Annotated in this window: 11 protein-coding genes and 1 tRNA gene; 6 read left to right on the top strand and 6 right to left on the bottom strand. The window is 41.1% G+C overall.

Features of this window, described 5'->3' with window-relative positions; translation table 11 throughout:
• Positions 1-25: 25 nt before the first annotated feature.
• Positions 26-1,780 (bottom strand): DUF87 domain-containing protein, encoded by a 1,755-nt coding sequence (locus H6F42_RS04050; RefSeq protein WP_190398080.1) that lies wholly within the window; start codon positions 1,778-1,780, stop codon positions 26-28.
• A gap of 205 nt (positions 1,781-1,985) precedes the next feature.
• Positions 1,986-2,318, bottom strand: a complete 333-nt coding sequence (locus H6F42_RS04045) for an RNA-binding protein (RefSeq protein WP_190398079.1) — start codon at positions 2,316-2,318, stop codon at positions 1,986-1,988.
• Between the two features lie 442 nt (positions 2,319-2,760).
• Here H6F42_RS04045 and H6F42_RS04040 point away from each other — a divergent pair, with 442 nt between their 5' ends.
• From H6F42_RS04040 to H6F42_RS04025, 4 genes are all read left to right on the top strand, one after another.
• Positions 2,761-6,198 (top strand): filamentous hemagglutinin N-terminal domain-containing protein, encoded by a 3,438-nt coding sequence (locus H6F42_RS04040; RefSeq protein WP_190398078.1) that lies wholly within the window; start codon positions 2,761-2,763, stop codon positions 6,196-6,198.
• Between the two features lie 584 nt (positions 6,199-6,782).
• Positions 6,783-7,646: a hypothetical protein gene (locus H6F42_RS04035; RefSeq protein WP_190398077.1), complete on the top strand. Its 864-nt coding sequence runs from the start codon at positions 6,783-6,785 to the stop codon at positions 7,644-7,646.
• Positions 7,647-8,359: 713 nt separating this feature from the next.
• Entirely contained in the window at positions 8,360-10,924 is a 2,565-nt protein-coding gene (locus tag H6F42_RS04030; RefSeq protein ID WP_190398076.1) for a CHAT domain-containing protein, read from the top strand.
• 58 nt (positions 10,925-10,982) lie between these two features.
• Positions 10,983-12,737 carry a ShlB/FhaC/HecB family hemolysin secretion/activation protein gene (locus H6F42_RS04025; protein ID WP_190398075.1) on the top strand — a complete coding sequence of 585 codons (1,755 nt, stop codon included), beginning with the start codon at positions 10,983-10,985 and terminating at the stop codon, positions 12,735-12,737.
• A 685-nt stretch (positions 12,738-13,422) separates the two neighbouring features.
• Here H6F42_RS04025 and H6F42_RS04020 read toward each other — a convergent pair.
• A tRNA-Thr gene (locus tag H6F42_RS04020) sits at positions 13,423-13,494 on the bottom strand.
• A gap of 124 nt (positions 13,495-13,618) precedes the next feature.
• On the opposite strand from H6F42_RS04020, the gene H6F42_RS04015 reads away from it, so the two are divergent.
• Positions 13,619-15,298, top strand: a complete 1,680-nt coding sequence (locus tag H6F42_RS04015; protein WP_190398074.1) for an alpha/beta hydrolase — start codon at positions 13,619-13,621, stop codon at positions 15,296-15,298.
• Between the two features lie 127 nt (positions 15,299-15,425).
• Here the strand turns inward: H6F42_RS04015 and cynS are convergent, their stop codons facing one another.
• Both cynS and H6F42_RS04005 read right to left on the bottom strand, forming a co-directional pair.
• Entirely contained in the window at positions 15,426-15,872 is a 447-nt protein-coding gene (gene cynS / locus H6F42_RS04010) for a cyanase (protein WP_190398073.1), read from the bottom strand.
• Positions 15,873-16,072: 200 nt separating this feature from the next.
• Complete coding sequence (locus H6F42_RS04005) at positions 16,073-16,447, bottom strand: hypothetical protein (protein ID WP_190398159.1); 375 nt, start codon at positions 16,445-16,447, stop codon at positions 16,073-16,075.
• 173 nt (positions 16,448-16,620) lie between these two features.
• On the opposite strand from H6F42_RS04005, the gene menE reads away from it, so the two are divergent.
• Positions 16,621-18,114 carry an o-succinylbenzoate--CoA ligase gene (menE, locus tag H6F42_RS04000; protein ID WP_190398072.1) on the top strand — a complete coding sequence of 498 codons (1,494 nt, stop codon included), beginning with the start codon at positions 16,621-16,623 and terminating at the stop codon, positions 18,112-18,114.
• Positions 18,115-18,288: 174 nt separating this feature from the next.
• On the opposite strand, the gene H6F42_RS03995 is transcribed toward menE, so the two are convergent.
• The gene (locus H6F42_RS03995) at positions 18,289-18,756 is read right to left on the bottom strand and encodes a VOC family protein (RefSeq protein WP_190398071.1); all 468 of its coding nucleotides are present in this window, start codon (positions 18,754-18,756) and stop codon (positions 18,289-18,291) included.
• Positions 18,757-18,801: the final 45 nt, after the last annotated feature.

The raw sequence follows: 18,801 nt of genomic DNA, 5'->3' as shown, positions 1-18,801 counted from the left end.
CGCCGCACTTGTTTATTTGGCGAATTTAAAAGCCGAGATCTGCTTTTGCGGCTTCAGCGACGCGCAAAACTTCTGGGGTGGAAATTTCTTCCCAAGGCACTTCGCCGATCTCTCTATAAAAGGTTTCATCGTAGGGGCGAGTTTGCACGACCACAGGCATTGGGACGGCATGACCTAAAACGAGGGCTTGCTGTTTAGAATCTAATTTCGAGAGGATGGTGCGTAAATTACCGCTACCAGCAACTCCCGTAAAGATTGCTTCAATATCCTTCTCATCATTAAGTAAAGCCGTAATTCTTGTCCCAATCTGAGACATGACTTCGTTATCAATGCCCGATGGTCGCTGATCGACAATGAGTAAAGTCACAAAATATTTCCGCATTTCACGGGCGATCGTCCCAAAAATTGTCTGTCTGGCAGTATTTGGAGCCAGAAAGCGATGGGCTTCTTCGATGGTGATGGTTAGCTGTTGCGGGCGATCGCTAATATTTTTAGTTTGTAAAAACTTCTCAGCTTGCTGCACATAGGAATGGTGAATCCTGCGCGTAATGATATTCGTCGCTAACATATAGGACAGCAAATTAGACTGCGAGCCGAATTCAATCACAATATGCTTACCCGCAGCGATCGCATCGAGAATTCGCTTAATGTAATTTTCGGGGCAGGTGGGGCGCAGATATTTCAAATCATCAAGGCGGGTGAGCTTACGCTGAAGCGCCATGATCGAAGACTTACTACCCATTTTCTGTTCGCAAAATTCCTGAATCTCGGAATTAGTCATTGCCAATAATCGCGAAATCCAATTCTTGCCAAATTCATTCCGTAAAATGATCGCATTTTCTAAGCTAGCTTCGGAGAGATTTAACTCCTCGCGAATGAGCATTAAATCTTCTACATCAATTTGGTCATAGCTAATGTAAAGCTCCTGTGCATCCCTTACTCCTCGCCGCTTTGTCGATTCGGGATCAAGGGTATAGATTTGCACCTGCGCGGGAAATAGTTGCCGCAACCCCTTAACGGTGCTAAATCTTTTTCCTTCGGTCGCCGCTTCCCATCCATATTCGGAATGCATATCAAAAATGAGATTGACCGCTGCCTGTTTGCGAATGATCCCCGATAACAATAGACGGGTCAGAAAAGATTTGCCAGTGCCAGATTTGCCAAATACGCCATTGCTACGCTCGACAAAGCGATCGAGATCCAGACAAATCGGCACGGGCATATCAATGGGTTGCCCGATCGCAAAGTTACGCTTATGGGGATCATCTTCCCAACCAAATACAATCCGAAAATCACGCTCCGTGGCATCAAATACTTGAGAAAAATGGCTAGGAATTGTTTTTACGGGCAAGAGTTGAAAATCGCTTTCTTCAGGGGTTTCGTAGGTTGCATTGATTGTATTGGTTGTAATTTTCTTGCGCTTTGTTTTTTTGAGGCGATCGCTAGTGGCATTAGCCGTTCTCTGAGCAAATAAATCAAAGGGATTAGCAGGAACAAACATGAGCATCGGCGTTAAGTTAATCGTGCCGAAAGTCCCTGTACCAGCCAAAATCTCAGTCAAAAAAGTATTGTCGGGATCAGGGGGATTCATCAAAATTCTAGGACTGGCCGTACCGAGGGTCACGTCCGTAAGAATGCAAAAGAAGCGAGTATGTCGCCCATGCACTACCAAAAACTTCCCAACACGCATATCTTCGACGGATATTTCGCCATTGAGACGAACTTCTAATCCATCACTCAAAGAACCCTGAACAACAATGCCTAATGGTTGCAAATCCATGCCAAACCTACGTTAAGCGTGCATACTTTTGCATAGCATAGCAAAAAGGGGAGAATGCTATGCATTCTCCCCTTTTTTACAGTTCTTTGCGCTCTAACCAAAATTCAGGAATTTTTTAAAAGTGTTGTGAAGCAACACTTTTAAAAAATTTTTTCCGCTTAGTTCGCTAATTGCTGTAACTAAAAAGCTGCGTGTTTGGCAGAGCTTAGTAACGACCGCCGCCGCCACCAGACTTGTTATAGCCACCACGACCGCCGCCTCTGTTGCCGCCGCCGCCGCCAAACGAGTCATTATTCTCGCGAGGCTTAGCCTTGTTGACCTTAAGAACACGACCCATCCATTCAGCGCCATCCAAGGCGGTGATGGCTGCATCTTCTTCGTCATCCTTGCTCATTTCTACAAAGGCGAAGCCACGAGCGCGACCTGTTTCGCGATCGGTAGGGAAATGAACACGAGTGACCTTGCCGTAATCTTCAAATACGGGCTTCAAATGGTCTTGAGTAACTTCATAGGACAAGTTACCAACGTAAATAGACATTATGCTTTCTCCAAGAATTCAAAAAGTATGTAGAGATAGAGATGTCGGAGAGAAGCTTGTCACGATGAAACAGAAAAAAACTGTCAGTACAGAAAACAATTGCTACAACCGATAACTACTTTTACCTTACGCGATTTAGTCTAGCGCATATTTATAAAATTTGGACACAATATTACGTTTTATTTCATTGTGTGACGATCGCTACACAATGAAGGGCGTTTTGACCCAGATTTTCTATTCCATCCGTGGGCTTTATGGCTTATATATTCCTAAAGCTATTACAAAAATTAGAGGTTGATTAATCTAAAGCTCTTGCAGGATAAGAGTTTTAGGAAGGCTCAAGCAAATTATTTAAAATTAAATCTTAAACATTCCATTTTAATAAAGATAGTTGATAATAATTTTTGATTAATGATTGGCTAATTACTGCAATCCCTAAACTATGAAAAAGCAACTCTTTGGGCTTAGCTCCGTAGCGATCGCGTTCAGTCTCATATCACCTATTTCTCTACAAGCTCAAATTGCTGGCGACAGGACTCTACCTATTAATACGGTTGTTAATGCCCAAGACAATACCTTCACGATTACAGGGGGGACGCAAGTTGGCGGCAATCAATTTCATAGTTTTCAACAGTTTTCAGTACCAAAACAAAGTACGGCTTACTTTAATAACAATGGCGATGTCACCAATATCATTAGCCGAGTAACAGGGAGTTCTATTTCTAATATTGATGGATTGATTAAGGCTAATGGTCAGGCAAATTTATTTTTAATTAATCCTAACGGCATCATTTTTGGCAAAGAGGCTAAACTGCAAATTGGCGGATCTTTTACTGCTTCTACGGCAAGTAGTATCAAATTTGCTGATGGTCAAGAATATAGTGCCACCAATCCACAGGCTTCAGTATTAACGGTTAATGTGCCACTAGGATTGCAATATGGAAAAGATCAGCAAGCCACAATTACTAATGAAGGTAGCTTAATCAGTAATAAGGATCTAACGCTTTCGGCTGGCTCAGTGATCAACAAGGGCTATCTAGAAGCCTTAGAGGGTAATTTGCTAGTGGAATCTGTAAATGGCGATGTCCAAATTAACGAGGCGATCGCCAAAACTGCAACCTTCAACGCCAGCCGCAATCTAATTTTAGATAATAGCCAAATTGGTACTTTTGGAGATTTAAACTTATTCGCCAAGGATTCGGTGATTGTCCGAGATAGTAGTGATCGCCCATTTATTGCGGCGGCAGGCGAGAAACTCACCGTCCAAGGCGATCGCCTAGTTGATATTTTTGTCCTTAATAATCCTGATAGTGGTTTCTACTCAGGCAAAGATATGCTCTTTCGCTCGGCGAATAATGTCCTCGGCGATGCTCACTACTACGCCAACGGCAACTTCCGTATTGAGCAGCTAAACGGAACTTTAGGCAATCTGGAAAGCCCGATCGATCCCATTATTCGTTCCTATGGCGATGTTACCTTTGGAGTTTATTCAGGGCAATCCCTCCATATTATTGCAGCTGGATCAGTTAGCATTGATACCATTAGCGTTGTGGGTAGAGATAGTAGCGGCTTAGGTATTAATCCTATTACTACGCCCGACTTAGCAAACGTTACCCTATCAAATAACTCATCTCTAGTTATTAATGGTAATACCCAATCAACTATAGATATCCGTGCAGGGGTTAGTCCAGAAGCGATCGGCACAGCAGGGATAACTAGTAATGTCAGTATTACTCGATCTCCAAGTAGATGTCCAAATGTTGCTAATTGTTTCTTTAATAATGATGCTAATCGTACATTAGCTTCTTCTTTTCCCACAATAATTTCCAATCCCTTAACCCAAAACACTAATTCAGCTATTACCATCGGGAATCTGACAGTTAGAAATGGGAATGGCTTGGTTTTATTGACCAATAACTATAAGCCCAATTTGGCTTTAAATGGAGATATTACTGTCACTGGAATTGGGGACTATACAAGAAGACCAAATCCAAACATTAAACCCGGTATTGATTTATTTAGTACAACTGGCAATGGAAGTTCTGTATATATTGACTCACGCAAAGATATTCGCATCAATGGCAATCAATCTATATTAACTGGAACCAGTGACCCGTCAGCAATTATAGATAGTGCAGCTAATAAAACAGGTATTTACCTATTAGCTAAGGATAATATTACTTTTGGAGAAAACGTTGCGATTTCTGCTAACGGAGCTAAGGTGGGAGGAGACATCCAAATCATTAGCGGCAAGGATATTACAGGAAAAGTTTTGAATATCAGTTCGTTGTCTATTCCCAATCTCACTAAGAGTGGCAATATTAATATTAATGGGGCATCCTTATCGCTTATCGATTCGTTGATTAGTACGACTACAAATGGCTTAGGTGATGCTGGCAATATTAAAATTGACATTGCTGGTACAGCTAGTTTTGATCGCAGTTTTGTCTCCGCTAGCGTTAGTAAAAACGGGATTGGCAAAGCTGGTGCTTTAGAAATTAATGCTAAGGATATATCTATTATCAATGGTTCTCAACTGAGTTCAGGGCTTACTGGTAATGGACTGGATGGAATAGGCTTAGTCAAGCTCACCACAGGCAATCTAAAAATAGATGGTATTGGAGAAGTCTCAATTATTGATGATAATGGCAATACTCAAAAAGTGCCTTCTATCAGTGGTCTCTTTGCTTCCGTAAATCAAGATGCGATCGGCAATGGGGGCATTGTTGATATTACAGCTCAAGATATATCAATTACAAATGGTGGGAGAATCTCCTCTTCTACTCGAAGTACTGGTAATGCGGGTGCAATTAAGCTAACAGCCAAGACCCTTGAAATTGATAGTGGTGGCAAAATTCGTACTGAGACTTTGGGTAGTGGTAACGCAGGGAAAATAGAACTTTTCTTGAGCGATCGCTTGAGTATTAACGGGAAAGAAAGTGAGATCACTTCCGCAAGTGGAAATCTATCAACGGGAATTGGCGGTACGATTTTTATTGATCCTGCGATCGTGACTTTAACGGATGGAGCCAAGATTTCTGTAAGTAGTTTGGGGACTGGAGATGGTGGTAATTTATCTCTAATTGCAGGACTACTAACTCTTAATAACAGTGCGATCGTAGCGGAAACTGCGAATGGCAAAGGCGGTAATATTACCCTACAAATTGCAGATTTATTATGGCTGCGTAATGCCAGTCTCATCAGCGCCACGGCTGGGAATAATGGCAATGGAGGAAATATCAATCTAGGCGCAAACTTTGTATTAGCCTTTGCTAATGAGAATAGTGATATTTTTGCCAATGCTTTTCAAGGTGCTGGCGGGAATATCAATATTACAACTAGAGGAATATTTGGACTAACAGTTCGCGATCGCCCCTCATCATTGAGCGATATTACCGCAAGCTCACAATTCGGGTTAAATGGAACTGTACTAATCAATACTCCGGGAGTCGATCCTAGTAAAGGATTGGGAACTTTGCCCGTTGATTTAACCGATGCCAGTTCTTTACTATCCCAACGTTGTAGTGCAGACACTGTCAATAGTAAATTTTTTATAACTGGACGAGGTGGATTAAGCCCCAGTCCATCTGATCCAATTTACCGAACTGCCCAGATTTTATCAAGTATTGGAGCAGTGAGTAATGAAGTCTCCTCTTCACAACAATCTCAAAAATTAACAGATCAAAGTTCTTCAAATAGTAATTTATCCTCTTCACAAAACACAATGATGGCTTCTAGTGAAAAGAAAGCCTCTGAAAAAATTGTCGAAGCTCAAGGATGGACAATAGATAAAACTGGCAAGGTTTCCTTAGTGTCGGAGATAACCCAAACAAGTGTTAATTCTCTTTGGGTAAATTTACCTAATTGTTCTACAAAATAAAGGCTTCCTTACACCTCTCGAAAAGAAGAGCATCGGAAATCACCACCCTTCTTTTCGTGGGTTCTAGGTAGCAATGTTTAATTATTTGTATAGATGTTGACATTCTTGTTAAACCAAAACCCCAGAAACGAGTGGCGGCGCAAAGCTCCGCCACTCGTTTCTGGTTTTGTGATTTGTCTTAATGCAAATGATCGCAGAATATAGATTTAAAAGTTCTCTGATCATAAAATGCTTTAACGCGCTCCATGATGGCGCGTTAAAGCATTTTATGATTGCCATATAACTTTTTTATAACTTTATTATTTTGAAACTAACTTTTAGATAACTTTAGCCTAGCTTTTGGGTAACTTTGGGGAATTGTGAAAAATTGAAAATTATTAGAGACTTAGTCATTAACAATTCTAAGTATGAAATTAAAACTGTTAAGTTGGCTAAAGTGAATGTATTAGTTCAATCTTAAGAACTTTTAGCGATATTGATATTATCTAATGTTGATTGATAACACCGATTTCCCCGACTTTATCCTGTGTAGTTACAAATTTTCCTGAGACAGTCCGTTAGTCATTAATATTGAGGCAACAATAATGAAGAATCGAGTACCCACCCTATCAAGTCATCCAAGTAAGATTGTTCTAGCATGTCTTTCTGTACTATCTGTGGGCGGTATGGCAATGGTAATGCCATCATCCGCCAAAGCTGCTGAAGTTACTTTTAGGCTTGGGTGGAGTGGCGCTGCTTTTGGATTTCCTAAGGTTACGGCTAGCGGTTTAATCACTTTTTTCTCTTTGCCTCCCAATGGAACTGCTTCTAATGGCGGCGCGATCGCTGCGGGTACTAATGCAGTGGGCATTGGTGGCTTAAATGTTCCTAAAATTAATGAGAACCAAATCTCTGATCCTATTTACAATGCCGCTAATCCTATAACCCAGTATGTAAAGTCTCTGAATGTTACTGTTACGGATCAGTCTTTCGGCACTACTGACAGCTATACTCTCGCGGATTACGATGGCATCATTTGGGATGCTAACTTTGCCAATTTTGACTTTTCTAAGAATTTAGTTGGACAATCAACCAAAGGTTCCCTCAATTGGGGATCAGTAGTGCTGCCAGACACCTCTACGTTGAATTCCGATAGTATCTATTCCAAGTCTTATACTCAACGAGGGATCGTAGGCGGAGCCTATGGTGGTGACTTTAATTTATTTGATGACCCTAATTGCATAGCAACAGGTTATCAACCTTTCACATTGAAAACCTGTCGTCCTAATCCCTTGTCTGGTCAGAGGGATAATCAGAATGGAGCTTTAATGCAATTAACAGTATTTGAAATGGTCACTCCTACGCCTGTTCCCGTTCCTGGTGCTGTATTTGGAGTAATTGCTGCTGGTGGGTTATTAGCTGTTTCTAAGAAGAAGAAGAAAGCTGTAGATTCTCATCTAACTAAATAAAGGGCGTAATTACACCCCAAGCATTACCGAAAAGAGTAATGGAAGTGCTTCGCACTTCTATTACTCTTTTCGGTTTTTAAATTCAAAAAAGTAATAGCCTATTTGAGATTTGGTATAGTTGCGTATTAATTTTTATCTTTAAGCCATTTAAACCTTAGCGCATTTAATTTGGATTGTTAACATACAACGTGTTGGGGCTTTGTGAAGTATAAATAAATTTCAAAAAAGCTTGCTTTGCAAGCTTTTTTAAAATTTATTTGGGTTTTAATAAAGCGTAAAGCGCTGTATAACTTAAAATATCAAAGAAATATTAAAGAGTTATGGTGGTTATAAACTTTAAAATATTAAAATAAAGTGATTGAATAATTATAATAATCCTAAATCATTTGGGAGAAAGCAAGGATATTCAGTCTCATAGGATAATTGTATAAATTTGAAAAGTGATTTTTCATTGCAGCATTATTTTGCAAGGTATTAAATCTAATTTTTAATTGATAGCTTTATTGTTTGAATATTTTTTAAGTGTAACTTTACTGCGAATGGCAATGATTAATTACCTATTCAAGAACCTAAATTCTATATTTAGCAAATTCTTACGAGTATTATCCCTAATTGTTTTAAAGAAAATTCCAAGATTCACGAAATTTAGATCCCCACTTATAAAAAGTGTAATTTTATCTGGATTATTTACGATCGCTGCTTTATTTCACCCAATGATTGCTAGCTCTACCTCTACATATCTAGAACCTAATAATCAGAGGGTTAGTCAAAGAAATTTAGTTAATGTTGCTTTGATTGAACAAGGAAAATCTTTGTATCAAGCAGGAAAATTTTTAGAAGCTGTGCAGATTTTTCAGCAAGCTGTAGATTTTTATCAGCAGCAAAATGATTTATTGTCTTTATCAATATCTCTTAATAATTTGTCCTTAGGGCATCAAGCCTTAGGACAATGGACACAGGCGGAGACAGCAGTTAATCGGAGCTTACAGATTGCTCGATCTATCAATCCTCAAACCACTTTTAGTCAAGCAGAAGTAGCAAGAGCCTTAGATACTAGAGGTAGCTTAGCTTTATTAGTTGGTCAGCCCGAAAATGCTATTGATTTTTGGAAAGAGGCGGCAACTTTATACGCTCAACTTGGAAATGTCAAAGCCCAAATTCGCAATATCCTCAATCAAGAGCAAGCCTTAAAGAGTCAAGGATTTTACCGCCGATCGCTCCAAGTACTTGAGGAGTTATTACCCAGAATTTCATCGCAACCAAATTCTTTAGTTAAAGCGATCGCTCTTAATTATTATGGCGAAATGCTTTCGATTACAGGAGATTTGAATCTAGCGCGGCAAAACTTAGATTCCAGTTTACAGATGTTACAGCAACTTCCTGATGCGTCAAATGTGGAAAACCATGAGCAGCAAAGCAATGTATTGCTGAATCTCGCAAATCTGGCAAGGTCGGAAGGGCGTATATCGGAAGCAAGAAAATTTTATGTGCAAGCAGCTAGCCTGACTAATCAAGATTTTAATCGTTTGCAAAGTCAACTTAATTTATTAAGCCTAGAAATTGATGCATCTAGATTAGATAAAGCGATGGATTTACGTTCCCAAATCGCTAACAAAGTTATTGATTTGCCAGCTAGTAGTAGCGCCATTCGAGCGAAAATTAATTATGGTCAGAATCTTCTGAAACTAACTCAACTCGCTTCTCAAGCTGAACATCTAAGTCTAAGGACTGAGTCAGCTAAAATCTTTGCAGATTCGGTTAAGCAAGCCGAATCTATTAATGATCAATACACTCTAGCCTATGCCCTTGGTAGTCTTGGCTCGGTATATGAGCAAAATCAGCAAGCTGAAGAAGCGATCAATCTCACGGAAAGAGCGATCGCTATTTCTCAAAGTATTAGTGCGTCAGACATTGCCTATCGATGGCAATGGCAGCTTGGAAGATTGCTAAAGGTTAAAGGTGATATTCCATCGGCGATCGCCTCCTATACTGAAGCCCTTAAAAATTTAAAGCAATTACGAAGCGATCTTGCTTTTATCAATTCCAATGTTCAGTTTTCTTTTCGAGATAGCGTTGAGCCTGTATATAGGCAACTTGTTGGTTTACTATTACAGCCCGATGATTCCTCGCAGGGCGGGGCGATCGCTCAGGGCGTTGGAGATAAACAAAAAAATCTCTTAAAAGCTCAAAATGCGATCGAATCGCTACAGTTAGCGGAACTAGTAAACTTCTTTCGTGCGGATTGCTTAAATGCAGCACAGGTCGATATTAATAAAGTAGATAATACGGCTGCTGTTGTTTATCCTATTTTATTGGAAGATCGCTTAGAAGTAATCATTAGTCTGCCGCAGCAACCGTTGCGACATTATTCTAATCCCATACTTCCCTTAGAAGTTGATAATGTTGTTTCAGAATTAAGAAATGATTTGCGGGATGCATCGTCGCTCGATTATTTAGAACACTCTAAAAAGCTATATAACTGGTTGATTCGTCCTAGTGAAAATGAATTAGCACAGGCGAAGGTCAAAACCATTGTATTTGTCTTAGATGGCTCCCTTAGAAATATTCCGATGTCAGCACTCCACGATGGCAATCAATTTCTGATGGAGAAATATAGTATTGCTCTCACTCCCGGCTTACAACTAATCGATCCTAAGCCCATACCTAGACAGAAGATTGCCGCCCTGACTGGAGGACTAACGGAAGCCCAGCAAGGTTTTTCAGCACTACCCAGTGTCGTTAGAGAACTGCAAGAAGTGAAAAACCAAGTTCCTACTAGCACAGTTCTCCTAGACAATAGCTTCACTAAAGACAATCTTGAAAAAGCCCTTGTAAACACTCCTGCGCCAATTATCCATTTAGCAACCCACGGCAGTTTTAGCTCTCAGGTAGAAAATACATTTCTCTTGACCTATGATGGCAGACTAAATATTGAGAGTCTTACAAAACTGCTTTTATCTAAGAGAAGTCTCGATTCTGAACCAATTGAGTTATTGATTTTGAGTGCGTGTCAGACTGCTGTGGGCGATAAAAGAGCCGCACTGGGTATGGCTGGTATGGCTGTTAGAGCAGGAGCTAGAAGTACGATCGCTTCTTTGTGGGCAGTGGATGACGAAGCTACATCTCAGTTTATGATTTCTCTATATAAAAGTTTATCTACGGCAAGTCTCACAAAAGCTGAATCTTTACGGTTAGCCCAACTCGCCTTACTAAAGAATAAAAGCTACGACCATCCTTATTATTGGGCTCCCTTTGTGTTGTTAGGAAACTGGCTATAACCCCAGATAGCAATGGCTATAAAACTCGAATAATTCAATCTTTTCCAACTAAATCACAATGAAAAGCTCATCTCAACTTAATTATCGGTCTTTTAGATTGCTTCAGCAAGTTTTAACCTATGGTACTTTTTTTGGCTCTACCTACTTAATCGCTTGGTCAGCGATCGCCCAAACCCAGATTCCTCCTAGACCTTCTATAAATCCCCAAATTATCACGCCTAATCCATCCCCATCATTTCCTCAAAGCCCCCCCAGACTACCCTCCCCAGATGAACTATTAAAGCCATCTTCACCACCCACTTCGACTCCCACTGAAAATAACAATGTCTCTGGCACAATAGTGGTCAAGCGTTTTAATGTTCTTGGTAGTTCTGTATTTAGTGAAGAGGAGCTAAATCAAGTTTTAATTCCATTTACTAATCGCCCCATTACCTTTCCAGAATTATTACAAGCTCGTTCCGCTATCTCTGATTTATACATTAACAAGGGATTTATAACGTCAGGTGCATTTATTCCACCCCAAAATCTGACGGAGGGAATAGTCAAAATCCAAGTAGTCGAAGGTAGTCTACAGGAAATAAAGGTTTCGGGCGGTTCAAGGCTTAGTCCTGACTATATCCGATCGCGTTTAAATGTAGCTACGGGAAAGCCTCTCAATCGCGATCGCTTAGTTGAAGCCCTCCAAGTACTACAACTTAATCCCCTGATAGCCAGTTTATCTGCGGAACTCGCAGCAGGCGATCGGGCGGGGCAAAATATATTAGATGTCACTTTCACAGAAGCGAAGTCATCCAGATTACAATTGCTACTAGATAACAACCGTGCGCCCAGTGTAGGAACTTTTCGGCGGCGCTTGCAATATGGTGAAGGGAACGTGACAGGTTTGGGTGATAGCCTCACAGTGGGGTATAGCAATACCGATGGCTCTAATGCCTATGACTTGAGTTATAGCATTCCCATCAATCCCTACAATGGATCGATATCTATCTCATTTAATAATGGAAATAGCAATGTCATTGAGCAACCCTTTAATGCCCTAAACATCTATTCCAATTCTACAGCCTACGACTTAACCTATCGCCAGCCAATTCTCCAAACGCCAAGCAAGGAGCTAGCCCTAGGTTTAACAGCTTCCTATCGGGAGAGTTTAGCGAGCCTTTTAGCAATTCCATTTCCTCTATCTGCGGGTGCTGATAATAATGGAGTTACCAAATTATCCGTATTACGCTTCTTTCAGGAATATACGCAGCGTAGTAGCGATTCAGTATTTGCCATGCGATCGCAATTTAGTCTAGGTTTAGGACTATTAGGCGCAACTATCAATAATCAGGCTCCAGATGCCAGATTTTTTGCATGGCGCGGACAGGCTCAATATGTCAACCTTTTGGCTCCCGATACTTTATTGCTATTGCGTGGGGATGTACAGCTAGCGGATCGAACAATTCTGCCCCTCGAACAAATCGGGCTAGGCGGGCAAGATAGTTTGCGTGGCTATCGTCAAGATTTGCTATTTGGCGACAATGGCACAAACCTATCGGCAGAATTACGGATACCTGTGCTGCGTGTACCTGAAATAGAAGGGTTAATGCAACTAACTCCCTTTGTGGATGCGGGGATTGTGTGGGCTAGCTCTGGAGAAGCCAATCCTCCTCAAAATGTTTTGGTGAGTACGGGTTTAGGGCTTCGTTGGACAATGGGCGATCGCCTGAGTGCAAGGCTAGACTATGGTATTCCTCTGGTGTCAGTACAAAATAGCCGCAAGACTTTACAAGAAAGTGGAGTTTATTTTTCTCTAACTTACAATCTTTTCTAAATATAAATAATTGCAATTAAATATAAAATCTAAAAGCCTTTGCCACATATGCAATATATAGCAAAGCAAGAGTTAGCCAGTACAAACTAAAACCCAAAAAGTGAGTTGCGGCGCTTCGCGCCGCAACTCACTTTTTGGGTTTTATGTCCTAAGCAAAACTTACATTGCTATAATTCATAGTTTTTGAATCTATTTTTTAATTATGGCTAGTTAATTATCTAGTCACAATTAAATATAAAACATCAAAACCTATAGCATAAAAGCATCGCACGCCATAGATTTTAGTTGTATTTTTTTACTTAAGGGTTAAATAATTATGTGTTTTTAGTATTTGTAAAGAATCTAAATTATGATTACAATCAATCAAAATTGATTGGCAAAATTCAATCAATTTTTAATCAAAATACAATTATTTATTTGAAGTTTATCTTTAAATTTTGTAGGGTTTGTTTACTCTCTTTCCAGTAAATAATGCCAATTCACAAAAGTGTTGTCACACTTTTGTGAATTAAAAACCAAACCTCTAATTATTTATTGGATAAAGCCTATTCGCTGATTGGGAAGAGAGTCGTAATAATGGATAGAAAATATAGCTGTATTGATGGTATTTAAAACAAAGCCGAGTATAGAATTTCGACGCATCGAAATTCTATACTCGGCTGATGACCTAATCTACAAAAAACTAAGCCGATGATGAGATTTGAACTCACGGCCTGCCGATTACGAATCGGCTGCACTACCCCTGTGCTACATCGGCAAACAAATCGCGCTACTTAAATCAAGCTAATTAGGTAAAGCACTGATTTTTCGCGAAGGCTATTATAGCATCATCGCACACTTTAATGAAATCTGAAAAAACTTGCTGAGCCATAGGAATGTTCATGAAAAATTATTTACTAAAGTTACGCGATCGCTTTGCCCATATAAGTACATGGGGCATCGGAATGACGATCGCCGTTGCAAACATTTTGTTGACTCCTAGCCCCGCCCCTAGCGCCGAACAAATTCGCTTTTGGTATCCGCCCTTTGGTGAATTCACCGTCCATGTTAGTGATTTAGATAAATTTGTGAAGGAAGGGGTACTCACTAAGCGGCTAGATTTTTATCTGGGACGACTAGCAGATCCAGATAAAAAGCAATTGCGCGAAGCTTTAGCTACTCGCTATGACATTAGCCGTATCACCATTGCTCAATTTGCCTATTCTCCTATCGGTGAGGTGTTAATCAAACGGATGGGTAGGATCATCCAAATGACTCCAGATATGAATGGGTTTTCGGCAATTCGCTCATCTTTGATACTTTCAGCACAGAGCGATCAAGGGCTAAGTGTGGTCAATTTATTGGAGAGATATCCTGTCCCTGTAATTTACATGGATTTACCGCAGGGGTTACAAGCCTATGCCGATATTTCTCAACTGATTTACAAAAAAGATCAGGTGTTTGCTTCCATTGAGAGGCAAGTTGCGGATGAGGCTAGTAAGTCTCAAGCTGTGAATAGAACCTTAGATACCACCAATCAAGATTTACGACTAGCAGGAAATGTGCCTTGGACTAAGGAACAATTTACTTACTTGCAAGGCGATCGCAATGTTACTGTCCCTGTCGATCTCTATATGCCACAGGGACTAGGCAAACCTGCGCCTCTAATTGTGATCTCCCACGGACTAGCATCTAATCCTGATACTTTAAAATATTTATCCCAACATCTGGCTTCTCATGGCTTTGCGGTCGCAGCTCTAGAACATCCCAAAACAGGTAGCCGCGATTTTGAAGCCTTTTTGTCTGGATTGAGCAAATCACCCCAACCAGAGGAAGCGATACAGCGCCCACGAGATGTCATCTATCTACTTGATGCTTTAGAGCAGCGCGGAAAGAGCGATGTGCTATGGCGAGATCGCCTTAATACGGAGCAAGTGGGCTTAATTGGTCATTCCCTTGGTGGTTATACAGTCCTGACCTTGGGGGGAGCGCTTCTTAATTTCAAGTTGATTAATCAAGAATGTAGTATTCCCGAACCGAATATTTCTTCTTTTAATATTTCCAAAATCTTGCAATGTCGCTTTAGTTTCTTGAAGGTGGATAACACGGTTTTAAGCGATCGCCGAGTGAAAGCGATTATCGCCATTAATCCCCTTGGCGGTAGCACGCTCTTAGGCAAAGAAGGAATGCAAAACATCAAACTTCCGATTGCCATTTTTGCAAGCGGTCAGGATATCTTCACACCCGCAATTCCCGAACAAATTTTCCCTTTTACTTGGCTAACTAGTCCTAATAAGTATCTAGTAACTTTTTCACAGGGAACGCATTTTTCATTTTTAGAAAGAAGCGATCGCGGCACAGTGGTGGTTCCTGAGTCTTTACTAGGTGAGAAGACAGGGTTTACGCATCCCTATGCGAAGGCGTTTAGTTTGGCTTTCTTTCAAACTTATCTCAATCAAAGATCGGAGTTCGCATCTTACTTGACTAACAACTATATGCAAGCGATCTCCAATCCTAAATTCCCTGTATCCCTAATCACTGATTATTCAGAAGCCCAACTTCAGACTTCTTTAGGTGAGTAATCCCAAAGTCCAAAATGGCTACGCCATTTTGGACTTTTAAAATCCCATAAAGGAAGGTAGCACTTCGTGCCGCCTTCCTATGCTAAGAGAGAAAATGGCTATGCCATTTTCTCTCTTAGCATAGGAATTACCACTTTTTATAGGGGAGGAATTTACCGTTCATGGTGACCTTAACGCGATCGCCTTTAGGATCTTCCACCTTCTCGATATCGAGAGTAAAATCAATGGCACTCATGATGCCATCGCCAAATTTCTCATGGATAATTTCCTTGATTGGATATCCATACACTTGCATAATTTCATAGAAGCGATAAATCAAGGGGTCAGTGGGAACAACGGGTCCTAAACCTTTGCTGGGATAGGAGCTTAAAGCTACGGCAATATCTTCCCCAAGTCCGAGAATTTCAGCAATCTTTTGAGCTTCTTCTAAGGATGTACTATTTTGACCATAGAAGAGAGAAGCAATCCAGACTTCGTCATGCCCTAACAGCTTTTCTAAATCAGTAAAGCTCAAGCTTTTGGCTTTCTTCGCAGCTAGTAAGGTCTGGGTATAGGCAGGAAATTCAACTGTCATAATTCTTAGATTTTTTGGGCTTTAGGTGTCAGATAAGTGGGTATGTGCAAAGATGCGTGACCCAATCTTTCTAAGGATTATATAGCAATTTTCCCAAGGGTTAAGTGGCGGCGTAAAGCGCTGCCACTTAACCCTTCCCACTCAAGAAATAGCTAGCCTAGCTATTTCTTGAGTGGGAAGAGAGTGCCATTGAGAAATTATCATTTTTGCAAACGACGGAGTTCATCTTGTAGCGCTTGCACTTTATCCTTGAGTAAATCTACTTCGTCAGGTTTTCTATTGGAATCACTATCTTCCTCATCATCGATCGCGATCGTGCGGGGAGCATCTTTGCCTGTGGGATTAGAGGAGCTTTGATCGTCCCCGATTGGCTTTTGGGCATTACGCACCAGATCATCTACAAATTTACGCGCTTCTTCGGTGGTCATTTCCCCCCGATCTACTAGCTCATCGGCTAGTTTGCTGGCTTGAGTACGGAGTTCGTTGATGGTTGCGCCTGCCTTTTCACCTGCGACAGTCGCCAAGCCTAAACCTAGATAAAATGCTTTCTGGACGATGCCACCAAATGGATTCATTGCCATTTTCCTCAGTTATTCTCTAAATTGATTATATAGCTATAGCAATCCTAAATGGTTTATAGAAGCGCCCCCTGTGAGGTGCGCTTTCTGATGTAGTGTAGCGCCACATCCACTCAAAACCCAGTAAATTCGTTAGCATTGCGTAAGTCCTAACTAAGTCAAAAACCTGTATGCATTTTCCTAACTGGCTATTACAACGATCGCGACAAAATCCAGAGGCGATCGCGCTTAATTTCGTCAGTCCTACTCAAGAGGTAAAGCATTGGACTTATAGCCAACTACAGGCTGAAGTGGAATTATGGATCGCATATTTGCAAGGCTTAGGCGTGCAGGCAGGCGATCGCGTGGGGTTATTGCTAACCAATCATCCGCATTATTTACTGATCGTTCATGCGCTTGTCCAAAGCGAAGCGATCGCTGTTTTTTTGAATACCCGTCTCACAGCAGCAGAACTAAATTGGCAAATAGAAGATAGTCAGGCTCAATATTTAATTTGTGACGAATTTACGCAAGACTTAGCAAAAAACTTACAAGATCAGATTCAGGATTTAATAGTGGAAAATTGCTCTAGTTCTATTCTTTTATCTAGAATTAAAAATCAGAATGAGAACATTAATTTAGAAAATATACAGGGGATTTTCTATACTTCAGGCACTACAGGCAAGCCCAAGGCGGTTCCTTTAACTTATCACAATCATTTCCATAGCGCGATCACCTCGGCTTTACATTTGAGAATTAATCATCAAGACAATTGGCTGTTATGTATGCCGATGTTTCATGTGGGGGGATTGGCGATCGCATGGCGAAGTGTGATTTATGGGACAGCGATTACACTTTTACCGAAATTTGATGAGCAGGAGGTCTTAACGGCGATCGCTAATCAAGGGGTTACGCTCATTTCCCTAGTGCCGACCATGCTCACCCGTTTATTGAGACATCCTCTGGCGCAAAATCTCTGTAATTCCAAGGTAAGAGCAGTTTTGCTAGGTGGCGCACCTGCTGATCCTGACTTAATCGAGCAATGTCTGGAATTAAATCTACTGATTTTGCCCACCTATGGCATGACGGAAACTGCTTCTCAAATTACCACGATGCCATCACAGAAATTAGCCTCGAAACGCGGATCGGTGGGATTACCTCTATTTGGCAATCGCCTTCGCATTGTGGAGTTAGATAATCCTGAACAAGAAGTTGAGATCGACGAAATTGGTCAAATCCTTGTCCAAAGCCCTAGCTTAATGACTGGCTATCTCCATCAACCCAAGCATGAGCCTAATCTTCATCAAGAATATTGGTTCCCGACTGGGGATCTGGGCTACCGCGATCGCGATGGTTATCTCTATGTAGTAAGCCGTCGCTCAGATTTGATTATTAGTGGTGGAGAAAATATCTATCCATCGGAAATCGAAGCGATTTTGTTGCAACACCCTGCGATCGCGGAAGTTTGTGTGGTGGGAGTTAGCGATTCAGAATGGGGCGAAAGTGTGGCTGCGGTAATGGTAGCGAGTTCCGAATTATCTTTAGCCGAAGTTCGAGAATTTTGTTTGCAAAAATCTCTTGCTAAATATAAGTTGCCAAAATCGATCTACATTTGGGAATCTTTGCCCAAGACTGCTTCAGGCAAGCTATTACGCCAAAATATTCGCGATTTCATCTCTCAATAAAGGCGGCGCTTTGCGCCGCCTTTATTGAGAGGAAATAAGAACTAATCCAAACTTTTCTGTAAAGTCTGTATTTCTGCCCCCTAAATCCCCCAATTCTGGGGGACTGCAATCTATTCCCCCCAGAATTGGGGGGCTAGGGGGGGCTTCTCAAACAGCCCACAGGCTGTTTGAGTCCTATTCAGGATCACAGCGAATTTCGATTAGGAAACCGTCAGGATCGTAAAAATAGATCCCTCTTCCTGTGGGGCGCGTAACGGGTTCGCCTTCAATAGCAACTTGGTGCGATCGCAAGGTCATTACCGCTTGATCAAATAACTCAGGGTCAATATCAAAAGCAAGATGATTAGCTCTAGTAAATTGTTTTTGCGGATCAGGATCGGGGGGAATTAACTCAGGTTCCCAAAAAAGATCGAGAATTGTGCCATCGGGAGTCTGGAAATTAGCCACTTTACCTGCGGCGACCAAATCAATAAGCGTGCTAGGCACTTCATCGCCAATTAGTTGATGCAGTCCCAAAATATTGCCATAAAAATTACAGGAGGCTTGCATATCGCGCACATTTAAGGCGATATGATGAACGCGCCTGAGATGACCTTCAGCGATCGCTGGGTTTGGTAAGGAAGTTAAAGAAGTTTGCGTCATGGGCTTTTTACTGGGTCTTACTCCTCCGCATCTTTAATGGGAGAG

It is taken from the genome of Pseudanabaena sp. FACHB-1998 (assembly GCF_014696355.1).
In the GTDB taxonomy this organism is placed as follows: Bacteria; Cyanobacteriota; Cyanobacteriia; order Pseudanabaenales; family Pseudanabaenaceae; genus Pseudanabaena.
Note: the sequence above shows the minus strand (reverse complement) of the source record. Positions and strands in the feature narration are given on the sequence as shown.

Coding starts and splice junctions, on each gene's coding strand:
- H6F42_RS04050 (WP_190398080.1), bottom strand. CDS start 1,780: ATGGATTTGCAACCATTAGGCATTGTTGTTCAGGGTTCTTTGAGTGAT.
- H6F42_RS04045 (WP_190398079.1), bottom strand. CDS start 2,318: ATGTCTATTTACGTTGGTAACTTGTCCTATGAAGTTACTCAAGACCAT.
- H6F42_RS04040 (WP_190398078.1), top strand. CDS start 2,761: ATGAAAAAGCAACTCTTTGGGCTTAGCTCCGTAGCGATCGCGTTCAGT.
- H6F42_RS04035 (WP_190398077.1), top strand. CDS start 6,783: ATGAAGAATCGAGTACCCACCCTATCAAGTCATCCAAGTAAGATTGTT.
- H6F42_RS04030 (WP_190398076.1), top strand. CDS start 8,360: ATGATTGCTAGCTCTACCTCTACATATCTAGAACCTAATAATCAGAGG.
- H6F42_RS04025 (WP_190398075.1), top strand. CDS start 10,983: ATGAAAAGCTCATCTCAACTTAATTATCGGTCTTTTAGATTGCTTCAG.
- H6F42_RS04015 (WP_190398074.1), top strand. CDS start 13,619: ATGAAAAATTATTTACTAAAGTTACGCGATCGCTTTGCCCATATAAGT.
- cynS (WP_190398073.1), bottom strand. CDS start 15,872: ATGACAGTTGAATTTCCTGCCTATACCCAGACCTTACTAGCTGCGAAG.
- H6F42_RS04005 (WP_190398159.1), bottom strand. CDS start 16,447: ATGAATCCATTTGGTGGCATCGTCCAGAAAGCATTTTATCTAGGTTTA.
- menE (WP_190398072.1), top strand. CDS start 16,621: ATGCATTTTCCTAACTGGCTATTACAACGATCGCGACAAAATCCAGAG.
- H6F42_RS03995 (WP_190398071.1), bottom strand. CDS start 18,756: ATGACGCAAACTTCTTTAACTTCCTTACCAAACCCAGCGATCGCTGAA.